Below are 3,744 nucleotides of genomic sequence, written 5' to 3' on the forward strand. Positions count from 1 at the left end.
AGCCAGAGCCAGAGCCAGAGCCAGAGCCAGAGCCAGAGCCAGAGCCAGAGCCAGAGCCAGAGCCAGAGCCAGAGCCACAATTGACGAATCATTATTCGACTTATGCAGAACTGCGTTCCGCTGAGTTTGATGTGCCTAATCTTGAGGATGTTCAAAGGTTACTAAGTCGTTTAGAAGCTACTAATGTTGTTGATGAACTGAACCTCGATGAGTTGATGGATCAGAACACCCAGAAAATCGCCCAGCAAGCAGACATGCAAATGTTTGATGCCACGGTTGAGTCTGTTCAAGTGTTTGAAGAGCCGGAGATTCAAGATTGGAATCTTCCAGAACCTGATTTATCCATTGCTGAAGAGTCACCTGTTGAATCGCAGCAAATTGAAGAGTTACAAGCTGAACCGTTAGAAACGGAACAAGTAGAAGTTAAGGCTGTTGAGTCGAAACTTGACGCTCCTGAGCCAGAGACCGTTATTGAACCTGAAACTCAAGCAGGAGGTGCTGACCAGTTGACCTCTTGGGAAAGTACGGTTCGCACAGAAGACTTTCAAGTCTTGTATTTTGATGTAAACGGCGTGACCTTTGCGGTGCCACTTGATGAGCTTGGCGGCATCCATCGCCTTGAAGAGTTAAGTCATATTATTGGTAAGCCAGCTTGGTATTTGGGCTTGCAAACCAAGCATGACAGTCAACTCGATGTGGTTGATACAGCCAGATGGGTGATGTCAGAAAAGCTATCGAATGACGAATATAAAGAAAACTATCAATATATAGTGATGCTTGGGGAAAGCTTATGGGGGCTTGCGGGCACCGAGCTTAAAGGTACCGAACTGCTGAATTCAGATAAAGTACGTTGGCGAGAAACGGCAGGCAAACGTCCATGGCTCGCTGGTATGGTTAAAGAAAAAATGTGTGCTTTGATTCATGTTGAAGCACTAATCGCTATGCTCAATGCAGGGCTAGATGTAAAAGCATTAAGCTAGTAACAAGCATTAGGCTAACAATAAACGCATTAAGTTAATAATAGTGGTCGGTAACGACGGCAAGAGGATTATTTATGTCTCATATGAGTGAAGTTGAAGTAAGAAAAGATCAAACAAATGATGAAGTACTTCAATGGGTGACATTCCAACTGGAAGAAGAAACGTACGGCATCAACGTCATGCAAGTGCGTGAAGTACTGCGTTACAGCGAAATTGCTCCAGTACCGGGTGCTCCAGATTACGTTTTGGGTATTATCAACCTACGTGGTAACGTTGTGACTGTTATCGACACTCGCTCTCGCTTTGGTTTGATGCAAGGTGAAATCACAGACAACACTCGTATCATCGTTATTGAATCTGAGCGTCAAGTCATCGGCATCCTAGTCGATAGCGTTGCTGAAGTGGTTTACCTACGTTCTTCTGAAATCGACACAACGCCAAGTGTCGGCACGGATGAAAGTGCTAAGTTCATTCAAGGTGTCAGCAACCGTGATGGCAAGCTGCTTATCTTAGTAGATCTAAACAAACTACTAAGCGAAGACGAATGGGATGAGATGGCTCACCTGTAATGTTTGAAGCGCTTCCTTTAAGCCCTGTCGCTCTGATATCAGGCGTTGGGGTTTTTACGTTATTCATCGTGATTTTGATTAGCAAAGTAAAACGTGCGATTCAAAAGCAGCTCGATAAGTCACGCCTGCAAGTTGGTCACTTGGAAAAGGAGCTTCAAAAATCAAGTAAGCAATTGCTTGAGGTTCGCTCTGTGGTGGTTGGCCTTGGTCAAAAAGTAACGGAACAACAAGATCTGATAAAGCATCTGAATGAACGTATTGTTGAGTTGGAACATGCGGACACTGATGGACGTTTGTACACACGTGCAACGAAAATGGTTCAGCTAGGCGCTGGGATTAACGAATTGATCGAAGAGTGTGAGTTGCCTAAAGCAGAGGCTGAGCTAATGATGTCGTTACAGAATAAGCTGACAGGCAAAGAAAAAATCCCTTCGTTGAGAAGTGATCCCTCCTCGTTTAAAGATCAACCCGCGGTCACTCATGATCGTAAAGGCCCATCTCGACGTCGTTGAATTGAGTGCTGACAGCACTTTAATACAGGTGTTTATCGTGTATTCCTCAAAAAAGAAGCTACGGCTTCTTTTTTTGTGCCCATCTGTATTTTATAGAACGATATTTGTAAGTGATTGTATCTGAAGTGATATTTTGTTTGTTGTTAAATATGTGTCAATTGTGATGTGATGGTAACAGTTTCTTACGGGTTTGTTCTCTCGAAAACGTCAAGTTCTGTTTTGTGCCCATATTGGTGTGCTACTATAGCACTCTCTTTACTTAACCAAATTTACCTATGCTAGATGTTTCAAATTTAACTGCTATTCGCGACGACAGGGTTCTGTTTGAATCGTTGTCTTTTCAATTGAAACCTGGGGAATTGGTTCAAGTTGAAGGTCGAAATGGTACCGGAAAAACAACATTGCTTAGGATCATCGCAGGTTTGGGTGACCGTGATGACGGCACTGTCTCTTGGGATGGTGAGTTGATTGAATCTAGCCGAGATACCTATCATCAGAATTTACTTTTTCTTGGCCATCAAACGGGTGTTAAACGTGAGTTGAGTGCCTATGAAAATCTAAGTTTTTATCAGTCGATTCATCGCACAGGAGTGGGCAAAGAAGAGCTCTATCACGCCTTGGCTCAAGTCGGTCTTGCCGGGAGAGAAGATGTACCTGCCGGTCAACTTTCCGCAGGTCAACAACGCCGTGTGGCATTGGCCCGTCTTTGGCTAAGTAAGCAAAGGTTGTGGATTTTAGACGAACCGCTGACTGCAATAGATAAGCAGGGCGTAAAAGTTCTCGAATCTCTTTTTTCTCAGCATGCTGAAAATGGGGGTATTGTGCTGCTAACTACCCATCAAGATATGTTTGCTGATAGCCCGAAACTCAGAAAAATAAAATTGGGTGAGTGATATGATCTCTTCAATGACCACGATTATTCGACGTGAACTGCTGATTGCGTTTCGACGCCAAGCAGATATTTTTAACCCTTTGTGGTTCTTTATTATTGTTATTACTCTTTTTCCATTGAGTATTGGCCCTGAGCCAAACTTACTTGCTCGCATTGCTGCGGGCATTGTCTGGGTAGCGGCTTTACTTTCGGCATTACTCTCTCTAGAGCGTCTTTTTCGTGATGACTTTCAAGATGGCGCACTCGAGCAAATGATGTTGATGCCCATCCCATTGCAGTTGGTTGTATTGTCCAAGGTTATCGCACACTGGTTGTTGACTGGGCTACCATTAATTTTGATCAGTCCTCTACTCGCGGTATTGCTGTCTTTGGATTTTGATACTTGGTTATCCGTTGTCTTAACATTATTGGTTGGTACACCAATACTAAGCTTTATCGGTGCGATTGGGGTCGCTTTAACGGTAGGGCTACAAAAAGGGGGAGTGCTATTAAGCCTGTTAATCTTGCCGCTTTACATCCCCATTTTGATCTTCGCGACGTCAGCGATTGACGCTGCGGCTTTGGGTGTTGCGTACAACGGGCAGTTGGCGGTACTTGGGGCAATGTTAATGGGCGCAATGACGTTGACGCCTTTTGCAATCAGCGCCGCACTTCGAGTGAGTGTGAACTAATAGCGGTACTGTTATCGTATAGCTAAGTTGAATTAATCGTCTTGTTTGAATTTATTGCGTCAGCAAAACGGAAAGTAAGACAAATTAATTATTATAATTATAGCTTTGATAGCTGTAAGC

General features: G+C 43.8%; 5 protein-coding genes. All 5 read left to right on the forward strand.

Translation table 11 applies throughout. From position 1 onward, the window contains the following. The coding region (locus L4B77_RS19565; RefSeq protein ID WP_429752500.1) for a chemotaxis protein CheW at nucleotides 1–980 on the forward strand (980 nt) is incomplete at its 5' end. A gap of 74 nt (nucleotides 981–1,054) precedes the next feature. Then, complete coding sequence (locus tag L4B77_RS19570; RefSeq protein WP_009848530.1) at nucleotides 1,055–1,549, forward strand: chemotaxis protein CheW; 495 nt, start codon at nucleotides 1,055–1,057, stop codon at nucleotides 1,547–1,549. Further along, complete coding sequence (locus L4B77_RS19575) at nucleotides 1,549–2,061, forward strand: DUF2802 domain-containing protein (RefSeq protein ID WP_261839181.1); 513 nt, start codon at nucleotides 1,549–1,551, stop codon at nucleotides 2,059–2,061. Before L4B77_RS19570 ends, L4B77_RS19575 begins: the two co-directional genes overlap by 1 nt. Before the next feature lie 275 nt (nucleotides 2,062–2,336). Beyond that, the gene (gene ccmA, locus L4B77_RS19580; RefSeq protein WP_261839182.1) at nucleotides 2,337–2,954 is read left to right on the forward strand and encodes a cytochrome c biogenesis heme-transporting ATPase CcmA; all 618 of its coding nucleotides are present in this window, start codon (nucleotides 2,337–2,339) and stop codon (nucleotides 2,952–2,954) included. 1 nt (nucleotide 2,955) lies between these two features. Beyond that, entirely contained in the window at nucleotides 2,956–3,624 is a 669-nt protein-coding gene (gene ccmB / locus L4B77_RS19585; RefSeq protein WP_261839183.1) for a heme exporter protein CcmB, read from the forward strand. Nucleotides 3,625–3,744 lie beyond the last annotated feature (120 nt).

Source organism: Vibrio minamisatsumaniensis (assembly GCF_050337445.1).
Classification (GTDB): Bacteria; Pseudomonadota; Gammaproteobacteria; order Enterobacterales; family Vibrionaceae; genus Vibrio; species Vibrio artabrorum.